The organism is Serratia sp. BNK-17, from assembly GCF_048684935.1.
GTDB classification, from domain to species: domain Bacteria; phylum Pseudomonadota; class Gammaproteobacteria; order Enterobacterales; family Enterobacteriaceae; genus Serratia; species Serratia nematodiphila.
Window position 1 is genome coordinate 103034 of sequence record NZ_JBLQTR010000001.1, and the last position, 19544, is coordinate 122577.

At 60.9% G+C, this 19544-nt stretch carries 20 protein-coding genes; 9 read left to right on the forward strand and 11 right to left on the reverse strand.

Annotated elements, in window-relative coordinates; translation table 11 throughout:
* The first annotated feature begins 19 nt into the window (after positions 1-19).
* Both ACMGF7_RS00455 and ACMGF7_RS00460 read left to right on the forward strand, forming a co-directional pair.
* A complete protein-coding gene (locus tag ACMGF7_RS00455) occupies positions 20-610 on the forward strand; it encodes a LuxR family transcriptional regulator (RefSeq protein WP_049241249.1) in 591 nt (196 codons plus the stop codon).
* A gap of 185 nt (positions 611-795) precedes the next feature.
* Entirely contained in the window at positions 796-2421 is a 1626-nt protein-coding gene (locus ACMGF7_RS00460) for an FMN-binding glutamate synthase family protein (RefSeq protein WP_015377182.1), read from the forward strand.
* Positions 2422-2529: 108 nt separating this feature from the next.
* Here ACMGF7_RS00460 and betA read toward each other — a convergent pair whose 3' ends face one another.
* The 4 genes from betA to ACMGF7_RS00480 all read right to left on the reverse strand — a co-directional run bounded on the left by betA (position 2530) and on the right by ACMGF7_RS00480 (position 6832).
* Positions 2530-4197 carry a choline dehydrogenase gene (gene betA / locus ACMGF7_RS00465; RefSeq protein WP_049241247.1) on the reverse strand — a complete coding sequence of 556 codons (1668 nt, stop codon included), beginning with the start codon at positions 4195-4197 and terminating at the stop codon, positions 2530-2532.
* Positions 4198-4332: 135 nt separating this feature from the next.
* On the reverse strand, positions 4333-5805 hold the full coding sequence (gene betB, locus ACMGF7_RS00470) for a betaine-aldehyde dehydrogenase (protein ID WP_171403293.1): 1473 nt from the start codon (positions 5803-5805) through the stop codon (positions 4333-4335).
* Positions 5806-5819: 14 nt separating this feature from the next.
* Positions 5820-6422, reverse strand: coding sequence for a transcriptional regulator BetI (gene betI, locus ACMGF7_RS00475; RefSeq protein ID WP_197798545.1), 603 nt, complete (start codon positions 6420-6422; stop codon positions 5820-5822).
* Positions 6423-6493: 71 nt separating this feature from the next.
* Positions 6494-6832: a hypothetical protein gene (locus ACMGF7_RS00480; protein ID WP_126181001.1), complete on the reverse strand. Its 339-nt coding sequence runs from the start codon at positions 6830-6832 to the stop codon at positions 6494-6496.
* Here ACMGF7_RS00480 and ACMGF7_RS00485 point away from each other — a divergent pair.
* Positions 6823-8862 carry a choline transporter gene (locus ACMGF7_RS00485; protein WP_004939112.1) on the forward strand — a complete coding sequence of 680 codons (2040 nt, stop codon included), beginning with the start codon at positions 6823-6825 and terminating at the stop codon, positions 8860-8862. The two genes, ACMGF7_RS00480 and ACMGF7_RS00485, sit on opposite strands and share 10 nt — an antisense overlap.
* A 44-nt stretch (positions 8863-8906) precedes the next feature.
* On the opposite strand, the gene ACMGF7_RS00490 is transcribed toward ACMGF7_RS00485, so the two are convergent.
* The 4 genes from ACMGF7_RS00490 to ACMGF7_RS00505 all read right to left on the reverse strand — a co-directional run bounded on the left by ACMGF7_RS00490 (position 8907) and on the right by ACMGF7_RS00505 (position 11176).
* A complete protein-coding gene (locus ACMGF7_RS00490; protein ID WP_049187327.1) occupies positions 8907-9377 on the reverse strand; it encodes a YkgB family protein in 471 nt (156 codons plus the stop codon).
* 65 nt (positions 9378-9442) lie between these two features.
* Positions 9443-9718 carry a pentapeptide MXKDX repeat protein gene (locus ACMGF7_RS00495; RefSeq protein WP_033633740.1) on the reverse strand — a complete coding sequence of 92 codons (276 nt, stop codon included), beginning with the start codon at positions 9716-9718 and terminating at the stop codon, positions 9443-9445.
* 59 nt (positions 9719-9777) lie between these two features.
* Positions 9778-10554, reverse strand: a complete 777-nt coding sequence (locus tag ACMGF7_RS00500) for a molybdopterin-dependent oxidoreductase (protein WP_044031628.1) — start codon at positions 10552-10554, stop codon at positions 9778-9780.
* 10 nt (positions 10555-10564) lie between these two features.
* Positions 10565-11176 (reverse strand): cytochrome b/b6 domain-containing protein, encoded by a 612-nt coding sequence (locus ACMGF7_RS00505; protein WP_033633742.1) that lies wholly within the window; start codon positions 11174-11176, stop codon positions 10565-10567.
* A gap of 151 nt (positions 11177-11327) precedes the next feature.
* Here ACMGF7_RS00505 and ACMGF7_RS00510 point away from each other — a divergent pair, with 151 nt between their 5' ends.
* Together ACMGF7_RS00510 and ACMGF7_RS00515 are read left to right on the forward strand one after the other, a co-directional pair.
* The gene (locus ACMGF7_RS00510) at positions 11328-12041 is read left to right on the forward strand and encodes a response regulator transcription factor (protein WP_021504276.1); all 714 of its coding nucleotides are present in this window, start codon (positions 11328-11330) and stop codon (positions 12039-12041) included.
* A gap of 3 nt (positions 12042-12044) precedes the next feature.
* Complete coding sequence (locus tag ACMGF7_RS00515) at positions 12045-13553, forward strand: sensor histidine kinase (RefSeq protein ID WP_049241241.1); 1509 nt, start codon at positions 12045-12047, stop codon at positions 13551-13553.
* Here ACMGF7_RS00515 and ACMGF7_RS00520 read toward each other — a convergent pair.
* Positions 13525-14943, reverse strand: a complete 1419-nt coding sequence (locus ACMGF7_RS00520) for a heavy metal sensor histidine kinase (protein ID WP_197763641.1) — start codon at positions 14941-14943, stop codon at positions 13525-13527. The genes ACMGF7_RS00515 and ACMGF7_RS00520 overlap by 29 nt on opposite strands.
* A complete protein-coding gene (locus ACMGF7_RS00525; protein WP_021504273.1) occupies positions 14940-15611 on the reverse strand; it encodes a heavy metal response regulator transcription factor in 672 nt (223 codons plus the stop codon). Before ACMGF7_RS00525 ends, ACMGF7_RS00520 begins: the two co-directional genes overlap by 4 nt.
* Positions 15612-15751: 140 nt before the next feature.
* On the opposite strand from ACMGF7_RS00525, the gene ACMGF7_RS00530 reads away from it, so the two are divergent.
* The 4 genes from ACMGF7_RS00530 to ACMGF7_RS00545 all read left to right on the forward strand — a co-directional run bounded on the left by ACMGF7_RS00530 (position 15752) and on the right by ACMGF7_RS00545 (position 18455).
* The gene (locus ACMGF7_RS00530) at positions 15752-16378 is read left to right on the forward strand and encodes a hypothetical protein (protein ID WP_033633745.1); all 627 of its coding nucleotides are present in this window, start codon (positions 15752-15754) and stop codon (positions 16376-16378) included.
* Between the two features lie 13 nt (positions 16379-16391).
* Positions 16392-16997, forward strand: coding sequence for a cytochrome b/b6 domain-containing protein (locus ACMGF7_RS00535; RefSeq protein ID WP_033633746.1), 606 nt, complete (start codon positions 16392-16394; stop codon positions 16995-16997).
* Positions 16990-17757, forward strand: a complete 768-nt coding sequence (locus tag ACMGF7_RS00540; protein WP_004939173.1) for a molybdopterin-dependent oxidoreductase — start codon at positions 16990-16992, stop codon at positions 17755-17757. The genes ACMGF7_RS00535 and ACMGF7_RS00540 overlap by 8 nt, the downstream gene beginning before the upstream one ends.
* 122 nt (positions 17758-17879) lie before the next feature.
* Positions 17880-18455 carry a hypothetical protein gene (locus ACMGF7_RS00545; protein WP_420286330.1) on the forward strand — a complete coding sequence of 192 codons (576 nt, stop codon included), beginning with the start codon at positions 17880-17882 and terminating at the stop codon, positions 18453-18455.
* A gap of 101 nt (positions 18456-18556) precedes the next feature.
* Here the strand turns inward: ACMGF7_RS00545 and ygbI are convergent, their stop codons facing one another.
* Positions 18557-19327: a DNA-binding transcriptional repressor YgbI gene (gene ygbI / locus ACMGF7_RS00550; RefSeq protein ID WP_049241232.1), complete on the reverse strand. Its 771-nt coding sequence runs from the start codon at positions 19325-19327 to the stop codon at positions 18557-18559.
* Between the last annotated feature and the right edge of the window lie 217 nt (positions 19328-19544).

A 19544-nucleotide genomic window follows, 5' to 3' on the forward strand; every position in this document is an offset into this window, starting at 1 on the left:
CGGTATTGGTGTTTGCCCTATGTCTAAAAATAACGTTCTTGTGATCAGTGAGTGTAAGTACAGCTATGTTGGCCTGTCGGTGCTGCTGAAGAAACACTACGGCGCGTACGATATCCGCCTGTTTTCCGATTTCATGCACGGCGGCGCCAAAGCAGAAAAGATCACCAAGCACGATATTGCGCTGATTTTCACCTCGCAAAACCTGGAACAGAGCGTCAACGTGATCGAAAGCCTGGTGTCCCTGCACCAACAGTACAAGAGCAAGACGCGCCTGCTGGTTTTTTATGACGACGAGCGCGTCGTGAAACTGCTGTCGATCCTGGGAATTTCCGTTGAATTGGTCTCTACCCGTATTCCGCTTTATTCGCTGCAGGAAAAAATCCAGCGGCTGCTGGAAAACAAGGAGCCGGGTGGCATCAGAGTGCAGAAAACCCGCGAGCTCAGCCCGGCGGAAAGCGACGTGATCTTCAACCTGCTGCGTGGCGACAGCCTGCTGCACATTGCGGAAAAGCGCGGCACACACCCGAAAACCATCTTCTCGCAAAAATACAGCGCGATGAAAAAGCTGCGGCTGCGTAGCATGAGCACCATCTTCGTCGCCGGCAAATAACCCCCCTGGCTTGTTGCGCGGTACGCCGCGCGGCAACCCACCCGCCCTCCGCCACGTTAAATTAATGTAACAACTGGCGACAAAGCAGCAACAGACACACAACATCCCCTCCTGTTGGTTACGATTTGCACACGGATTATCCGTGAGTCATGTCGTGTGGATTAAAATAAACATCAGGAGATGTTATGAAGTCGTCCTTATTCAGCCGCTATACCTGCTTTGTGCTGAGCATTTTGCTCACCCTGGTTTTCTTGATCATGATGCACAACCATCCGTGGTTCTGGCTGCCGGCCCTGGCCTGCGGTTGCCTGATGGTGCTGGGTATCTACGATCTCACGCAGCAGCGCCACGCTATCTGCCGCAACTACCCGATCATCGGCCGCCTGCGCTTCTTCTTCGAGTTCATCCGTCCGGAGCTGCGCCAGTATTTCCTCGAGCAGGATAATGAAGAGATCCCGTTTTCGCGCACCCAGCGCACGCTGGTGTATCGCCGGGCGAAAAACGAGATGGGTGACAAACCGTTCGGCACCCTGCTGGACGTCTACCAAACCGGCTATGAGTGCATCGGCCACTCCATGCGGCCGGTGGAAGCCGCCGACCCAACCAGTTTCCGCATCACCATCGGCGGCGCCGACTGCCGCCAGCCTTACTCCGCGTCGATCTTCAACATTTCGGCCATGAGCTTCGGCGCGCTCTCCGCCAACGCCATCCGCGCGCTCAACCTCGGCGCGGCCAAGGGTAACTTCTACCACGACACCGGTGAGGGCAGCATCAGCCGCTATCACCGCGAAAACAACGGCGATCTGGTGTGGGAGCTGGGCAGCGGCTATTTCGGCTGCCGCACCGCCGACGGCCATTTCGATCCGCGCCGCTTTGCCGAACAGGCGCAAAGCCCGCAGGTGAAAATGATTGAAATCAAGCTCAGCCAGGGTGCTAAACCCGGCCACGGCGGCATTCTGCCGGCGAAGAAGGTAGATGCGGAAATCGCCGCCACCCGCGGCGTGCCGGAAGGCGTGGATTGCATCTCGCCGGCCTCGCACAGCGCCTTCACCACCCCGCTGGAAATGATGCAGTTCATCCAACAGCTGCGCGAGCTGTCAGGCGGCAAACCGGTCGGTTTCAAGCTGTGCATCGGCCACCCGTGGGAGTTCGTCGCCATCGTCAAGGCGATGCTGCACACCCGTATTCTGCCGGACTTCATCGTGGTGGACGGCAAGGAGGGCGGCACCGGCGCCGCGCCGCTCGAACTCTCCAACTATATGGGCATGCCGCTGCGCGAAGGGCTGCTGTTCGTGCATAACACGCTGGTGGGCTGCGGCCTGCGCGACCAAATCAAGATTGGCGCCAGCGGCAAGATCATCAGCGCCTTTGACATCGCCAGCGTGCTGGTGCTCGGCGCCGACTGGGTGAATTCGGCGCGCGGCTTTATGTTCGCCGTCGGCTGCATCCAGTCGCAAAGCTGCCACACCAACCACTGCCCGACCGGCGTAGCGACGCAAGATCCGCTGCGGCAAAAGGCGCTGGTGGTGCCGAACAAGGCGGAACGCGTCTACCACTTCCATCAGAATACGGTGAAAGCGCTGGCAGACATGCTGGCGGCGGCCGGCGTCAGCCGCCCGGAGCAGCTGACCTCGCACCATATGCTGCGCCGCATCACGCCGACCGAGATCAAGGTATACGCCGATATCTATTATTACCTGGAGCCTGGCGCGCTGCTGCAGCCGGAGATCAAAAGCGAGTTCTACGCCCGCATGTGGCGCATGGCGACGCCCACCAGTTTCGATCAGGCGATCTCGCTGCCGGCGGCATGATGGGATAAGGGATAAAAGAGAGTTGCCCCCTCGCCTTGGGGAAGAGCATATGGAGAGGGGTTGCTTGCTACGGCGGCCCTCCCCCTCAACGGCGAGAGGGCGTGTCGGTTACTGCTTGCGCACCGGCGCATCGCCGGCGACGTAGTAGTCGGCAGTGCTGCGCGGCAGCGGCGCGCGCTGGCGAATGCGATCGGCTAACTTCTCGGCGATCATGATGGTGGTGGCGTTCAGGTTGCCGGTGATGATCAGCGGCATGATTGACGCATCCACCACCCGCAATCCTTCCATGCCGTGCACCCGGCCCTGGCCGTCGACTACCGCCATCTCGTCTTCGCCCATCTTGCACGAGCAGGACGGGTGGAAGGCAGTTTCGGCGTGCTCGCGCACGAAGGCGTCCAACTGCTCATCGGTCTGCACCTCCGGCCCTGGGCTAATCTCGCGGCCGCGGTATTCGTCCAGGGCCGGCTGCGCCATGATTTCGCGCGTGATGCGGATAGCGTCGCGGAACTCCTGCCAATCCTGTTCGGTCGACATGTAGTTGAACAGAATGCTCGGATGCTGACGCGGATCTTTCGATTTCACCTGCACCCGGCCGCGGCTCGGCGAACGCATCGAACCGACGTGGGCCTGGAAGCCATGCTCTTTCACCGCGTTGCTGCCGTTATAGTTAATCGCCACCGGCAGGAAGTGATACTGAATGTTCGGCCAGGCGAACTCTGCGCGGCTGCGGATGAAACCGCCGGCCTCGAACTGGTTGCTGGCGCCGACGCCGGTGCCGTTGAACAGCCATTCCGCGCCGATTTTCGGCTGATTGAACCATTGCAACGCCGGGTACAACGACACCGGTTTCTTACAGGCGTACTGCAGATACATCTCCAGGTGGTCCTGCAGGTTTTCCCCTACCCCCGGCAGATCGTGCACCACGTTGATGTCCAGACTTTTCAGCAGCGCCGCCGGGCCGACGCCCGAACGCTGCAGAATTTGCGGCGAGGCGATGGCGCCGGCGCACAGCAGCACTTCGCGGCGCGCTTTGGCATGGGTCAGCTGATTGCTGTCGCCCTGCAGATAGTTGACGCCCACCGCGCGCTTGCCGTCGAACACGATATGGTCGGTCAGCGCATGGGTGACGATCTTCAGGTTCGGCCGAGAACGCGCCTGATCCAGATAACCGCGGGCGGTGCTGGCGCGGCGCCCCTTCGGCGTCACGGTGCGATCCATCGGGCCGAAGCCTTCTTGTTGGTAACCGTTCAGATCGTCAGTGCGCGGGTAACCCGCCTGCACGCCGGCTTCCACCATGGCGTGGAACAGTTCGTTGTTACCGGCCTTCGGCGTGGTGACGCTCACCGGGCCCTCACCGCCGTGGTAATCGTTCGGGCCGATATCGCGCGTTTCCGCCTTGCGGAAATACGGCAGACAGTCCAGATAGGTCCAGTCTTCCAGACCCGGCGCCTTGGCCCAGTTGTCGAAATCCATCGCGTTGCCGCGAATGTAACACATGCCGTTGATCAGGGACGAACCGCCCAGCCCTTTGCCGCGGCCGCATTCCATCCGGCGGTTGTTCATGTGCGGCTCAGGATCGGTTTCATACGCCCAGTTATAGCGGCGGCCCTGCAGCGGAAACGCCAGCGCGGCCGGCATCTGGGTACGGAAATCCATCCGGTAATCCGGGCCGCCGGCTTCCAGCAGCAGGACGCTGACGTCGGCGTCTTCGGTCAATCGGGTGGCTAACACGTTGCCGGCGGAACCGGCACCGATAATGATGTAGTCAAATTCCATTCATTATCTCCTTACTTTATTGGCCTGCATGAGACGAAAACGCGAAACGCGGATCCGCAACAGGCGGTGTATTTGGCTCTCGGGGAGTGTCTGCCGCAGCCAACCCGGCTGCGGCTCGAAAGACGACGGGGATAGTTAAAATACCGAGGCGTAATCGCCCAGCTCAACCTGCACCGATTTGATCTGGGTGTAGTGCTCCAGCGTGGTCAGGCCGTTTTCGCGGCCGACGCCGGACTGCTTGTAGCCGCCGACCGGCATTTCCGCCGCCGACTCGCCCCAGGTGTTGATCCAGCAAATGCCGGCTTCCAGCTGGTGGATCACGCGGTGCGCGCGGGCCAGATCGTGGGTCACCACGCCCGCGGCCAGGCCGAAGGTGGTGTCGTTGGCACGGCGCACCACTTCCTCTTCGCTCTGGTAGCTGAGGATGCTCATCACCGGCCCGAAGATCTCTTCGCGCACGATTTCCATGTCGTCGCGGCAGTCGCTGAATACCGTCGGCGCCACGTAAGCGCCCTTGCCGAACTCACCGTGGGTGACGCGTTCGCCGCCGCACAGCAGGCGCGCGCCGCTGTTCTTGCCGCTCTCGATAAAGCGCAGCACCGATTCCATGTGCGCAAAGCTGACCAGCGGCCCGAAGTTGGTTTGCGGATCGGTCGGATCGCCGAGGCGAATGCGCTTCACGCGCTCGAGAATTTTCGTCTCAAACTGCGCCTGCAGCGCCGCCGGCACAAAGACGCGGGTGCCGTTGGTGCACACCTGGCCGGAACTGTAGAAGTTGGCCATCATGGCGATATCGGCGGCGCGATCCAGATCGGCATCGTCAAAGATAATCAGCGGCGACTTGCCGCCCAGTTCCATGGTGACTTCTTTCAGCGTCGAACCCGACGCGTTGGCCATCACCTTCTTGCCGGTTTTCACCCCGCCGGTGAAAGAGACTTTGGCGATGCCCGGATGGTCGGTCAGGTACTGCCCCACCTCCGCACCGCTGCCGGTCACCACGTTGAACACGCCGTCCGGCAGGCCGGCTTCGGTGTAGATTTCCGCCAGCTTCAGCGCCGTAAGCGACGTGACTTCGCTCGGTTTGAAAATCATCGCATTGCCCGCCGCCAGCGCCGGCGCGGACTTCCACAGCGCGATCTGAATCGGGTAGTTCCAGGCGCCGATGCCGGCCACCACGCCCAGCGGTTCGCGGCGGGTGTAGACGAACGAGGTATCGCGCAGCGGGATCTGTTCGCCTTCAATGGCCGGGATCAGGCCGGCGTAATACTCCAGCACGTCGGCGCCGGTGACGATGTCCACCGCGGTGGTTTCCGACATCGCTTTGCCGGTATCCAGCGTTTCCAGCGCCGCCAGCTCATCGTTGCGCTCGCGCAGAATATCCACCGCGCGACGCAGGATGCGCGAACGCGCCATCGCCGTCATCGCCGCCCACACCTTCTGCCCGCTGGCCGCGCTGGCCACCGCACGATCGACGTCTTCAGCGCCGGCGGACTGGACTTCAGCCAGAACTTCGCCGTTCGCCGGGTTAATGGCGTTGAAGGTTTTTCCAGCGGTGCTGTCTACATAGGCGCCATGAATATAGAGCTTCTGCAAGCCAAAACGGGACATAGGATCTCCTTGAGTTATCCTCCGGGCGGCGTTTGCCCCCGGAGTTGGAACGTGATGTATTCGGTCGTGATCGCCAGCGCCTGCGCCTGATTGAACGCGGAGCCGCGCAGCGCGCTGCGCAGCCACAGCCCATCGATCAGCGCCGCCAGCCCCTTGGCCGCCAACCGCGCCTGCGGCTGCGGCATAACGCGGCGAAACTCGGCGCACAGGTTGGAATAAAGCCGGCGACCGTTCACCTGTTGCAGCCGGTTGAGCTGCGGCTGGTGCAGGCTGCTGGCCCAAAAGGCCAGCCAGGTCTTCATCGCCGCGCTGTTGATCTGGCTGTCGTCGAAGTTGCCGGCGACGATCGCCTGCAGCCGCGCCGCCGGGCTGTTATCGGTCAGCGCCTGCAACCGCAGCTTCACCGCCTCGCCCAGGTGGCTGATCAGATAGCGCATCGTGGCTTCCAGCAGGCCGTTCTTGTCCTTGAAATAATGGCTGATGATGCCGTTGGAAACGCCGGCCCGCCGCGCGATCTGCGCGATGGTGGCGTCATGCATTCCCACTTCGTTTACCGCGGCGAGCGTGGCATCAATCAACTGCTGCCTTCTGATTGGCTGCATTCCTACCTTTGGCATATTTCGACTCTCACAAAACCGACTTCGGCCTTATCTCAGCGGGCAAATTTCACTGCCGTTTCGCCCGTGATTCAGGTCATCATGCGGACTATTAAACTTTTTTTTGATTGAACGTTCAATAAAAATTGCATATATTTTATTGCCGCCTGGTTAAAAATTTGTACTATCTGGTTGTGGAACTGGCTGATTTTTGTGAGGTAATTAACGAATCTGACCAAAATCAGTGGCTGTAAGCGGTTCCCACCGCGAAGCGCTCCGGTGCTTCGGCAACAGGCGAAAGCGGCGTTACTCAGGCCATTCCCATGGGGATGGTCGCCGCCTTCATTCGCCCGTTTTTCGGCGGCGCCAACGCGCCCCGAAATGCGGAGCGGCACGATTTTACTCAGTTCAGAGGATGACGATGACAACACGCGAAACCTCCTCCAAACCGCAGCAGGACCGCCTCAACCCTGTGGTTTTCTTCACCTCGGCGGGGCTGATCCTGGCCTTCTCGCTGATGACCATCTTTTTCACCGACTTCTCCGGGCAGTGGATCACCCGCACGCTGAATTGGGTGTCGACCACCTTCGGTTGGTACTACCTGCTGGCGGCGACGCTGTACATCGTGTTCGTGGTGTTTATCGCCGCCTCGCGCTTCGGTTCCATCAAGCTCGGGCCGGAGCAGTCCAAGCCGGAGTTCAGCCTGATGAGCTGGGCGGCGATGCTGTTCGCCGCCGGCATCGGCATCGACCTGATGTTCTTTTCGGTCGCCGAGCCGGTGACCCAGTACATGATGCCGCCGGAAGGCGACGCGCAAACGCTGGAGGCCGCGCGCCAGGCAATGGTCTGGACGCTGTTCCACTACGGCCTGACCGGCTGGTCGATGTATGCGCTGATGGGCATCGCCCTCGGCTACTTCAGCTATCGCTACAATCTGCCGCTGACCATCCGCTCGGCGCTGTACCCAATCTTCGGTAAGCGCATCAACGGCCCGATCGGCCACAGCGTGGACATCGCCGCGGTGCTAGGCACCATCTTCGGCATCGCCACCACGCTGGGCATCGGCGTGGTGCAGCTCAACTACGGCCTCAAGGTGTTGTTCGAGATCCCGGAAAACCTGACGGTGCAGGGCTCGCTGATCCTGCTATCGGTGATCATGGCCACCATCTCGGTGACTTCGGGCGTTAACAAGGGCATCCGCATCCTGTCCGAGCTGAACGTGCTGCTGGCGCTGGGCCTGATCCTGTTCGTGCTGTTCTTCGGCGACACCGAGTTCCTGCTCAACGCGCTGGTGCTTAACGTCGGCGATTACGTCAACCGCTTTATGGGCATGACGCTCAACAGCTTCGCCTTCGATCGGCCGGTGGAGTGGATGAACAACTGGACGCTGTTCTTCTGGGCCTGGTGGGTGGCGTGGTCGCCGTTCGTCGGCCTGTTCCTGGCGCGCATCTCGCGCGGGCGCACCATTCGTCAGTTCGTGGTCGGCACGCTGATCATACCGTTCGTGTTTACCCTGCTGTGGCTGTCTATCTTCGGCAACAGCGCGTTGTACCAGATCATCCACGGCAACGCCGAGTTTGCTCAGGAAGTGATGCAGTTCCCGGAGCGCGGCTTCTACAGCCTGCTGGCGCAATACCCCGGCTTCACCTTCAGCGCCTCGGTGGCCACCATCACCGGCCTGCTGTTCTACGTCACCTCGGCGGACTCCGGCTCGCTGGTGCTGGGTAACTTCACCTCGCGCCTGGCCGACATCAATAATGATGCGCCGAACTGGCTGCGGATTTTCTGGTCGGTGGCCATCGGCCTGCTGACCATCGGCATGCTGATGACCGACGGTGTGCCGGCGCTGCAGAAAACCACGGTGATCATGGGTCTGCCGTTCAGCTTCGTGATCTTCTTCGTGATGGCCGGGCTGTACAAATCGCTGCGGGTGGAGGACTACCGCAAGGCCAGCGCGCTTAGCACCCTGGCGCCGGTGCCGGTCTCCAGCCACGACGTGCTCAACTGGAAACAGCGCCTGTCGCGGGTGATGAACTACCCGGGCACGCAGTACACGCAGAAAATGTTGGATAAGGTTTGCCGCCCGGCTATGCAGGACGTGGCGCGCGAGCTGGAGTTGCGCGGCGCGAAAGTGGAGTTCAGCGAAGTGCCGCCGACCGAAGACGAACGCCTGAATCACCTGGAGCTGCTGGTGCACCTGGGCGAGGAACAGAACTTCATCTATCAGATCTGGCCGATGCGCTACTCGGTGCCGGGCTTCACCTACCGCGCCCGCTCCGGCAAGTCGCACTACTACCGGCTGGAAACCTTCCTGATGGAAGGCACCCAGGGCAACGACCTGATGGACTACAGCAAGGAACAGGTGATTGGCGATATCCTCGACCAGTACGAGAAGCACCTGAACTTCCTGCACATTCATCGCGAAGCGCCGGGGGGCACCCTGACCTTCCCGGATATGTGACGGTCAATCAATAACCAGAGGGCGTAGCCAGGCTACGCCCTTTTTTATGCCTGCTCGGCCGGCAAGTCGGCTTTCAGCAGCACCAGGGAGCCGGCCAACAACACCAGATCCTTGATTAAAAAGCTGGTGGCGCCGGCCATGGCGGGAAAACCGCCGGCGGAGGGCTCCCAGGCGCCCGGCGTAGAAAAGATCAGCGTCAACGTGGTCAGGTAGGTCACCGTCGATCCGATCGCCCCCAGCAACCCCAACCGCCGCGACCAGAATCCCGCCAGCAGCAGCAAACCGAAGCTCCACTCGGCGACGCCCAGCGCATAACTGGCGCCGCGAATGCCGAACGCCTGGTGCATCCAGCTCAGCAGTGGGCTGTTGCCAATCAGTGGCACCAGCCCCTGCGCCTCGTAATCAAACCACTTGGCGTAACCGAAGGCGGCGAAAATCACCACCAACGCCGCGCGCATAAAGATAACGTCCCCGTTCGAGCGCTGAAAGCGCCGTAACCAACTCGCCAGCATCATCCTCTCTCCTTATGTTGCCCGCAGCCGCAGCGGATCTGCCGCTTGCGGCCACGGGGTGCGGCGGCTTAGTGCCCCATCGCATCCTTCTTCATCTCATCTTTCTTCATGCCGTCTTTGGCCATACCGTCTTTCGCCATGCCATCCTTTTTCATGGCGTCTTGGCCCATCTTGTCTTTCTTCATGCAGTCCTTGCCCATGCACTCTTTCTTCATGCCGTCGTGCGACATCTGGCTCATGCCGTCCTTTTTCATCGCGTCTTTACTCATGCCATCGGCGGCGTTGGCGCCGGCCACACCCAGCATCAGCGCGCTGCACATCATCATTGCGAATAACTTTTTCATGGTATTTCCTTCCGTCATGTCAAAGGCACCGGAGTGCCGGAGAATGGCCGGCGGCCGCCTCAGCTGCCGCCAAACCAGTTGTAGCCCTGGTCTTCCCAGTAACCGCCCGGGAAGCGGTTGGTGACCTCGATCACCTGAATGTGTTTCGGATTCTTGTAGCCCAGCTTGGTCGGCATGCGCAGCTTCATCGGGTAGCCGTACTTGCGCGGCAAGATCTGGCCGTCGTAGGTCAGCGCGATAATCGTCTGCGGATGCAGCGCGGTGGCCATATCGATGCTGGTGTAGTAGTCGTCGGCGCATTTGAAGCTGACGTAGCGGGCGCTCAGATCCGCGCCGATTACCTTAAGAAAGGTGGCGAACGGCACGCCGCCCCACTTGCCGATGGCGCTCCAACCCTCGACGCAAATATGACGCGTCACCTGGCTGACCTGCGCCATCCGATGCAGCTGCGGCAGGCTCCAGGCGCGCTTGTCCTGCACCAGCCCCGCCACCTCCAGCCGATAGTCGTCGCCGTTGATGTCGGGCGCGTCCTCCTCGGCGTAAAAGGCGTTGAACGGGAATGGCCGGGTGATCATCGATTCCGGGTAGACCGGCGCCAGGCGATCGCCGTTGAACAGCCAACCCTGCACCCGATCGTTGAGGCGCGAAATGCGGCTCAGCGCCTGCTCGACGTTAGCGTTGCCGCTGAGATCGCAGCCGGTGAGCATGGCGATGCCGCCCAGCGTCAGACCGTTGCGCAGAAAGCGGCGGCGGGACGACGCGGTCAACAAGCGCTGCGCTTCTTTGACGATCGCCTGCCCTTCAACGATCGTCATGGTCTGTTTATCCTTTTTCATCGTGAACTCCTTAACGTCCGCGCAGCATGGCCAGCAGCGTGCGGGGCACCAGCGCCACCATCACCAGATGGATCGCGACGAAGGCCACCAGCGCCGACATGGCGAAAAAGTGGATATATCGCGCCGCCTCATAGCCGCCGAGCAGCGTGCGCAGCAGCGGAAACTGCACCGATTTCCACAGCACCAGTCCGGACAGCGCGCTTATCACGCCAAGGAGCATCACCGACAGATAGGCCACGCGCTGCACCATGTTGTAGTGACGCAAGTCGGCGTGCTGCAGCCGGCCGCGCAGCGCCGCGCCGACATCGGCGAGAAACTGCTTCGGGCTGAGCGGCCAATATTTGCGTTTGAAACGCCCGCTGGCGAGGTTCAGCAGCAGGTAGCACAGCCCGTTGACGCCAAACAGCCACATGCCGGCGAAGTGCCACTGCAGCGCGCCGCCCAGCCAGCCGCCAAGCGTCAGCTCGTTGAGAAAGCTGAAGTTGAACAGCGGCGAGGCGTTATAGATGCGCCAGCCGCTGGTGACCATGATCAGCATCGCCAGCGCATTCAGCCAATGCGTCAACCGCAGCCAGAGAGGATGTACCGTCTGTCGTTGTTCCGGGGTGAGGGTGAAGCTCATAGCGATTCCTGCCAGCTAACGATGCGATGAACCGAGTATTCCCCGGATTTGTTCCCCAAGACCTCACGCAAAGTTAAATAAAATGTGATAACTCCGCCGGTGGCGGTTGTGTAGACTTCAGAGAGAATCGGGCTAATCAGCGGTAATGAGAATGGACAAGCCAAAACGAATTTTGATCGTCGAGGACGACGGCGACATCGCCGATCTGCTGCAGCTGCATCTGCGTGACGAGGGTTACGCCATCAGCCACGCCGCCGACGGCAATCAGGGCATGGCGATGCTGGAACAGGGCGGCTGGGACGCCCTCATCCTCGATCTGATGTTGCCGGGCGTCGACGGATTGGAGATTTGCCGCCGGGCGCGCACCATGACGCGCTACACGCCGATCATCATCACCAGCGCGCGCTCCAGCGAGGTGCACCGTGTGCTGGGGCTGGAGCTGGGCGCTGACGACTATCTGGCCAAACCTTTTTCCATGCTGGAGCTGGTGGCGCGGGTCAAGGCGCTGTTTCGCCGTCAGGAGGCGATGAGCCGCAACCTGCGCCTGGACGCCGGCGCGCTCAGCTTCAACGATCTGACCATCGATCCTATCGCCCGCGAGGTGCGCCTGCACCAACAGCCGATCGAGCTGACGCCGCGCGAATTCGACCTGCTGTACTTTTTCGCCCGCCACCCGGGCCAGGTATTCTCGCGCCTCAGCCTGTTGAATCAGGTCTGGGGCTATCAGCACGAAGGGTATGAGCACACCGTCAACACCCATATCAACCGGCTGCGCATCAAGATTGAGCGCAATCCGGCGGAACCCGAGCGCATCCTCACGGTGTGGGGCATGGGCTATAAATTCGCGGCCGCGCCGCAAGAGTGAGCCATGAAAAACCTTACGTTAGCGCAACGCCTCACGATTATCTTCGCGCTGCTGATCGTCATCGGCTGCGCCTTTTCCGGCTGGATGCAGGTGCGCAGCAATACCCAGTACAGCCAGGCGGTGATCCAGCGCCTGTCCGGCAACCTGGCGCAGCATATCGCCGACAGCAATCCGCTGCTGGGGGTGAACGGGCCGGATCCGCAGGCGGTGCATACCCTGTTCGATCAGCTGATGGCGGTGAACCCCAGCGTTGAGGTTTATCTGCTCGACAAACAGGGCGCAATCATCGGCAACGCCGCGCCGGCCGGGCATCTGAAACGGCAGCGGGTCGCGCTGCCGCCGCTGCAGGCGCTGCTCGATGGCGCGCAGATGCCGGTGTATGGCGACGATCCGCGCAGCGCGGACGGGCGCAAGGTGTTCAGCGTTGCGCCGCTGAAGGTCGACGGCCGGGTCGAGGGCTATCTGTATGTGGTCTTGCTCGGTGAGGAGTACACGGCGCTGGCCAGCAACGCCCAGTTCAATTCGGCAGCCAGGATGGCGCTGTGGACCTCCGGGGTGATGGTGCTGTTCAGTCTGCTGGCCGGCGGTTTCGCGTTTTACTGGGTCACTCGCCCCATCCGGCGCCTGACCCGCCAGGTCAATGCGCTGGACAGCGGCGGCATCGAGGCGGTGCAGGCCTACGCGGCGCTGCCGGCGGTGCCGGCCGGGCGCGACGAGGTCAGCCAGCTGCAACAGGCCTTCCACCGCATGGCGCAGCGCCTCGCCGAACAGTGGCAAACGCTGGCGCAGCAGGATCGGCTGCGGCGCGAATTCATCGCCAACGTCTCGCACGATCTGCGCACCCCGCTCACCTCGCTGCACGGCTATCTGGAAACGCTGTCGGTCAAGGCCGCCACCCTGAGCGACGCCGATCGGCGCCGCTATCTGGAGATCGCCCTGGCGCAGAGCCGCAAAGTGGGCAAGCTGGCGCAGGAGCTGTTCGAGCTGGCGCGGCTGGAGTACGGCGTGGTGAAACCGCAGAAAGAGCCCTTCTCCCTCAGCGAGCTGTTGCAGGACGTGTTCCAAAAGTTCGAGCTGGCGGCGGAGGCGCGTAATCAGCGGCTGCACGCCGATATTGCTCCCGGCGTGCCGCCGGTGTTCGCCGATCTCAGCATGATTGAGCGGGTGCTGACCAATCTGCTGGACAACGCCATTCGCCATACGCCGCCCGGCGGCGATATCGGCGTGCGGCTGTGGCGGCAGGAAGATAGGGTGATGGTGCAGGTCAGCGACAGCGGCCCCGGCATTCCGCAGACGCTGCGCGCCGATCTGTTCGTGCGGCCGTCGGTCCTGAGCGGCGCCCGGCGCCCTGCGGGCGGGCTGGGGTTAATGATCGTGCGGCGCATTCTGCAACTGCACGACAGCGATATTCAGCTGATCGAACAACCGCAAAGCGGTGCCTGCTTCCGCTTTGCCATTCCGCCGCGTGAGTCCGGCACAACGGTTATTGCGCGAGCGGGAAGCGCAGGCTGAAAATGAGGCTGGCGGCAGACGCGCGCCCGGTACATTCGGCGCGCACCTCACCGCCGTGCAGCGTCATGATGGCGCGTACGATAGACAGCCCGAGGCCGCTGGCATGGCTGCCGGCGCTACGCGCGGGATCGGCGCGGTAGAAACGATCGAACAGTTTTTCCAGCTGTGCCGGCGCGATCGGCGGCCCCTGATTGATGACCTGCACCCACCAGGCATCGGCGCGCCGTTCAGCCCGCAATACGATCAGGCTGTTTTCATCGGCATAGCGCACCGCGTTGGCCACCAGATTGCTCAGCGCCCGCTGGAACAACATCGCGTCCGCCTTCAGCTCGCCTTCCCCTTCGCAGCTCAGCGCGATGCCGCGTTCTTCCGCCAGCCCTTCGAAGTAATCCGCCACCCGCCGCAGCTCGGCCGCCACATCCAGACGACTGTAGTTCAGCGCAGACTGCGCCTCACCGGCGCGCGCCAGAAACAGGATGTTTTCCACCATGCGCGAAATACGCTCCAGCTCATCCATATTGTTCGACAATAGGGTTTCGTACTCCTCCACGCTGCGGGGTTGATACAGCGCCACCTGACACTGGCCCATCAACGCGCCCACCGGGGTGCGGATCTCATGGGCCAGATCGGCGGAAAACTGCGTCAGCCGCTGATAGCCTTCATTCAACCGATCGAGCATCGCATTAAACGCCCGGATCAATTGCTGTAACTCCTTCGGTGCCCCCTGTTCGCTGAGGCGCGTCGACAATGTATTGGGCGCGATCTCCGACGCCTGCGCCGCCATGCGCCATAGCGGCCGCAATCCGCGGCGCATGACCCCATAGCCCAGCAGCGCAATCAGCAGGAAAGCCACAACGACCGCCGCGACAATGCGCCACAGGTAACGCGCCAGCATTTTCTGTTCGTTGACCATCACGTGCGCGGCGGAAATCTGCAGCAAACTGCCGTCTTCCAGGCGCACCATTGCCGACGCCGCGCGCAGCGGCACCCCCTGCGCCGTTTCCCCGCCGCGCACGGCGGCCAGCGTCTGCGCCTGTTCGGGCAGCGTCGGCGCGATCGGCGGCAGGGCCACCCTGGCCGGATTCACATTGATGAGCGGTTTTTGCCCCGGAATTTGGAAAATCAACACATCCTGTTCATTGCCCAGCATATTTTCGAACAGGCCGTTATTAGCCGTCAGACGCGCCAAAGGAAAGCGCTGCCCCAATAAATGGCGGAAATACTCTACGCGCCCGGTCACCTGCAGATCGCTGCGGAGCGTCATTTCCTGACGCATGGCGCCGAACAGATACCAGCCCGCCCCGCTCACCACGCAGGCGGCCACCAGCGCGAACAGCATGGCGGTGCGCAGCGTCAGCGACACCGGCCGACGTGAAGCGCGGGCGTTCACGAGCGCGGCTCGCAAACATAGCCGATGCCGCGCACGCTGTGGATCAGCTTGACGTCGAACGGCCGGTCGATTTTGGCGCGCAGGCGTTTGATCGCCACATCAACCACATTAGTGTCGCTGTCGAAATTCATGTCCCACACCTGGGAGGCGATCTGCGTGCGCGACAGCACTTCGCCTTCGCGCCGCACCAGCAGATGCAGCAGCATGAACTCCTTGTTGGTCAACGGGATCACCTGATCCTGGCGCACCGCCCGGCGGCGCAGCACGTCCAACTGCAGATCGGCGATGGCGTAATGATCGGCTTCGCGCGCCGGCCCGCGGCGCAGCAAGGTGCGCAAACGCAGCACCAGCTCGGTAAAGGAAAAGGGTTTGATAAGATAGTCGTCCGCGCCCAGCTCCAGACCGTGGATGCGATCCTGTACGCCGTCGCGGGCGGTGAGAAACAAGATCGGCACGTCGCTTTTCTTGCGCAATACCTCGATGATCTGCCAGCCGTCCAGCCCCGGCAGCATCACGTCGAGCACGATCGCATCGTAATCCTGCTCCAACGCGCGAAACAGCCCGTCGGTGCCGGTGCGCGCCAAATCGACGCCGTAGCCCGCTTCCCCGAGCCCTTTCTTCAGGTAATCCCCTGTGCCGATATCGTCTTCAACTACCAGTATTCGCATGCTCGCCACCTCGTTACGTCTGCAAAAATACTAGCAGCTTCGGCGGACAAACTTGATGACATTAATGTCATCAAACGGCCATGGCGCTGACCCAGTAGGTCAACCATGCTTAACCGGCAAACTCATTTCAGGAGAACGTTATGATTACCCGCCATCGTATAGCCGGTTTACTGTTATCCACCTTGCTGCTGTCCAGCGGCTTGGCCGCCGCCGCCCAACCGCCGGGCAAGGTGATTGCGCCGCTGCGCGGCACCATCAGCCAGGTTGCCGACGGCAATTTGCAGCTGACCGATCGCAAAGGCGAGACCCTCAGCGTCAAGCTGAACGATCAGACCAAAGTGCTCAGCGTCTCCAAAGCCACGCTGGACGACATCAAACCGGACAGCTTTATCGGCACCGCCGCCGTGCCGCAACCGGACGGCACGCTCAAAGCGCTGGAGGTGCATGTGTTCGCCGCCAGCCTGCGCGGCACCGGCGAAGGGCACTCGGCCTGGGAATCCGCCGACGGCAAAGTGGACACCATGACCAACGGCACCGTCGGCAAACTGGTGAAATCCAACGGCCGTACCCTGACCGTCACCTACGGCAACCAGCAGAAAACCGTCGTCGTGCCGGAAGACGTGCCGATCGTGACGCTGGATCCGGGCGATCTGAGCCTGCTGAAACCGGGCGTGCACATCGTGCTGTTCTCCGCCGCCAACGAAAAGGGCGAGCGCATCGCCACCCGCATTTCCGCCGGCAAAGACGGCACCGTGCCGCCGATGTAACCGGAGGAATGTCATGAAGACCAACGCGTCGCCGCCGGTGCATCGCTGGCCTGTTCGCATCACTCATTGGATCAACCTGTTCGCCATGGTGTGCATGTTCATGAGCGGTTGGGAAATCTACAACGCCTCGCCGCTGTTCGATTTCCGCTTTCCGCCGCAGATGACGCTGGGCGGTTGGCTGGGCGGCGCGATTGGTTGGCATTTGGCGGTGATGTGGCTATTGGCGCTCAACGCCGTCTGCTATCTGCTGTGGAGCCTGTTCAGCGGTCATTTTCGCCGCGATCTGTTGCCGCTTCGCATCGGCGCGCTGCGGCAGGATATCTGGCTGGCGTTGACGCTGCGCCTGCGCCACCGGCATGGCCACTATAACGCCATTCAGAAACTGATGTACCTCGGCGTACTGGCGCTGGGGCTATTACTGGTGCTGTCCGGCCTGGCGATTTGGAAACCGGTTCAGCTGCAGGGATTGGTCGCGCTGTTTGGCGGCTTCGACTTCGCGCGCTACGTGCATTTCTTCGCCATGGCCGGCATCGGCCTGTTCGTGGCGATCCACGTCTTCATGGTGATCGTCGTGCCCAAAACGCTGTGGGCGATGATAACGGGTGGCAAACATGAATGAGAAAAAACCGCGGGCAACCGCGCCAAAACTGGAACCGGACCAAAAAAAGCAGTTGGTCAATCTGCAGCGCCGCCTGATGCTGCGTTCCGGCCTGACGCTGGGCGGCATCGCCATGCTTACCGGTTGCAACCTGCAAGACGGCGATCGGGTGGATAAAGTGCTGTGGGCCATGTCGCGCTGGAACGACCGGGTGCAGGCCTGGCTGTTCAGCGGCCAACGGCTGGCGCAAACTTATCGGCCGGATCAGATTACCCACCCTTTCCCCTTCAACGCGTTTTACCCGGAATATAACGTCCCCGAGATCGATCTCGCCGGCTATCGGCTTGAGGTCGCGGGGAAAGTGGAGAAAAAAGCGCCCTGGACGCTGGAACAGCTGCAGCGGCTGCCGCAGCAAAGCCAAATCACGCGCCTGATCTGCATTGAGGGGTGGAGCGCCATTGGCCAATGGGGCGGCGTGCCGCTGCGCACCTTTCTGCAGCATGTCGGCGCGGATCTGAATGCCGGTTATGTCGGCTTCAAATGCGCCGATCGTTACTACTCCAGCCTCGACATGGCCACCGCGCTGCACCCGCAGACCATCCTGGCGCTGGACTTCGGCGGCAAGGCGCTGCCGGCGGACTATGGCTACCCGCTGCGGCTGCGCGTGCCAACCAAGTTGGGGTTCAAAAACGCCAAACATATCGCCGCGATCTTCGTCAGCGACGTCAATCCGGGCGGCTACTGGGAAGATCAGGGCTACAACTGGTTCAGCGGCATTTAGTTTTGCGCGGCGCTGCGCATAAGCCTCATCGGCGGCTGGAGGAGCCTCTCCGTCGCGGTTAATAATCTGTTTGTCACAAAGGGGATAACTATAGGAAAGATAATAGTAAAAAGGATTTTATAATGGAGATTGATGTGAGGGAGGTCAATGCACGACCTGTCACGGAGTATAGGTATCGAATAACGGTTTATAAAAAAGCCAGCAGCGTTGCTGCGTATTACCTTGATTTTAAAAAAGCGACGTTAAGGATGCGTCAATGGCTTATTGGGGCTTATCCTGCCTCGGAAGTATTGGACAATGCTTACGTCATGGAACTGTACGATGTAAGAGCATTGGAAAATCGCGCCGAAGTAACGAGATCCTTATTTGATACCTATACCAGGATGGCGTACACCCGGTATGAACGAGAACAACTCTTCATTAATGGCATCGGCCTGGCGATCGTCACTTTTGTGACGCAATACCAAGCAAGATTAGTTTTCAGCGTACCGCTCAGGCCAGCGTTAGCCAGAATTTATGACTCGCTCTTGAAAAAACACGCGCATCGCGTACATTATTTGTACAACCAAGCGCTTATTGAGGACGGATTATATGTCATCAAAATCCCGCCTGTTAACGGCAGAATCCCACCCAACCCCTATGAGCATGAAGGAACGGCACCAAAAAGAGATGCAAGCCTTCCACGAAGAATGGGCTGAACAAAGGCGCCGCGAATGGCGTGAACGCGGCGGCGTTGAAGCCAGTGAACCGCCCGCACGTGGCATCGATACCGAACTTTCATCCTGATCCCGCTTCGTTCTTATTCCTCTTCTCCCGCCGTCAGCAATGCAATCCCCGCGTGCTCAATGGCCTCCCGCGCGGCGGCGGGCAACCCCTCGTCGGTAATGACGGCGTCAAAGGCGGCGATCGGCAGCGCCAGGTAAGTCGCGACCTTGCCGTATTTGGACGTATCGCTGAGCAGAATGCGGCGGCGGCTGGCCTCGACGATGGCCTTCTTCACCATCACCTTGTCTTCGTTCGGCGTCGACAGGCCGCGCATGCTCCACGAAGAGGCGGAGATGAACGCCAGATCGATAAACAGACCGCGCAGCGCCTGCGCCGCCGCTTCGCCGACGCAGGAGCGGTTTTCCCGGCACACGGTGCCGCCGGTGTGGATGATTCGGCACTGGCTGTGTTCGATCAGGAAGCCGGCGATGACAAAGTCGTTGGTCACTACCGTCAAATCGTCACGTTCACCGATCTGTTTCGCCAGCGCCAGCGTGGTGGTGCCGGCATCCAGATAGATACAGCTGTTGGCGGGAATTTGTCGCGCCGCCAGCCGGCCAATGGCGATTTTCTGCCGGCTGAACATCCCCTCTTTGGCCTGGTGCGAAGGTTCGCTCGCCACCCGCTCGGGCGCCTGTACGCCGCCCGAGACCGACTGCACCGCGCCCTGTTCCTCCAGTTTTTGCAAATCACGGCGGATCGTCATGTGCGACACCCCCAGCCGTTCGGTCAGCTCGGCAATGCTGACGACGCCGCGTTCGGATACCAGCGCAAGAATTTGTTGATGGCGTTCTACAGGTATCACGGTTCCCTCTCGTTGCTGCGGTGATAATAATTGTGATTTTACGTCAATTTTCGTTCGCCGATAGCCCTAAATTTTCGCGGCGTGACGGCGCACGCAGTTAGGCCAGGTAAACATAAACTTATTTAAAAACATAATAGTAATGTTGATTCAGGCCAGAAATCAGACGAAAAATCCGTTTCACACATTGTTAATTATTGTGATATCGATCGCGGATAAA

Bases quoted from the DNA above. Each gene is read 5' to 3' on its own strand.
- ACMGF7_RS00455 (WP_049241249.1), top strand. From the start codon at position 20: ATGTCTAAAAATAACGTTCTTGTGATCAGTGAGTGTAAGTACAGCTAT.
- ACMGF7_RS00460 (WP_015377182.1), top strand. From the start codon at position 796: ATGAAGTCGTCCTTATTCAGCCGCTATACCTGCTTTGTGCTGAGCATT.
- betA (WP_049241247.1), bottom strand. From the start codon at position 4,197: ATGGAATTTGACTACATCATTATCGGTGCCGGTTCCGCCGGCAACGTG.
- betB (WP_171403293.1), bottom strand. From the start codon at position 5,805: ATGTCCCGTTTTGGCTTGCAGAAGCTCTATATTCATGGCGCCTATGTA.
- betI (WP_197798545.1), bottom strand. From the start codon at position 6,422: ATGCCAAAGGTAGGAATGCAGCCAATCAGAAGGCAGCAGTTGATTGAT.
- ACMGF7_RS00485 (WP_004939112.1), top strand. From the start codon at position 6,823: ATGACAACACGCGAAACCTCCTCCAAACCGCAGCAGGACCGCCTCAAC.
- ACMGF7_RS00490 (WP_049187327.1), bottom strand. From the start codon at position 9,377: ATGATGCTGGCGAGTTGGTTACGGCGCTTTCAGCGCTCGAACGGGGAC.
- ACMGF7_RS00495 (WP_033633740.1), bottom strand. From the start codon at position 9,718: ATGAAAAAGTTATTCGCAATGATGATGTGCAGCGCGCTGATGCTGGGT.
- ACMGF7_RS00500 (WP_044031628.1), bottom strand. From the start codon at position 10,554: ATGAAAAAGGATAAACAGACCATGACGATCGTTGAAGGGCAGGCGATC.
- ACMGF7_RS00505 (WP_033633742.1), bottom strand. From the start codon at position 11,176: ATGAGCTTCACCCTCACCCCGGAACAACGACAGACGGTACATCCTCTC.
- ACMGF7_RS00510 (WP_021504276.1), top strand. From the start codon at position 11,328: ATGGACAAGCCAAAACGAATTTTGATCGTCGAGGACGACGGCGACATC.
- ACMGF7_RS00515 (WP_049241241.1), top strand. From the start codon at position 12,045: ATGAAAAACCTTACGTTAGCGCAACGCCTCACGATTATCTTCGCGCTG.
- ACMGF7_RS00525 (WP_021504273.1), bottom strand. From the start codon at position 15,611: ATGCGAATACTGGTAGTTGAAGACGATATCGGCACAGGGGATTACCTG.
- ACMGF7_RS00530 (WP_033633745.1), top strand. From the start codon at position 15,752: ATGATTACCCGCCATCGTATAGCCGGTTTACTGTTATCCACCTTGCTG.
- ACMGF7_RS00535 (WP_033633746.1), top strand. From the start codon at position 16,392: ATGAAGACCAACGCGTCGCCGCCGGTGCATCGCTGGCCTGTTCGCATC.
- ACMGF7_RS00540 (WP_004939173.1), top strand. From the start codon at position 16,990: ATGAATGAGAAAAAACCGCGGGCAACCGCGCCAAAACTGGAACCGGAC.
- ACMGF7_RS00545 (WP_420286330.1), top strand. From the start codon at position 17,880: ATGGAGATTGATGTGAGGGAGGTCAATGCACGACCTGTCACGGAGTAT.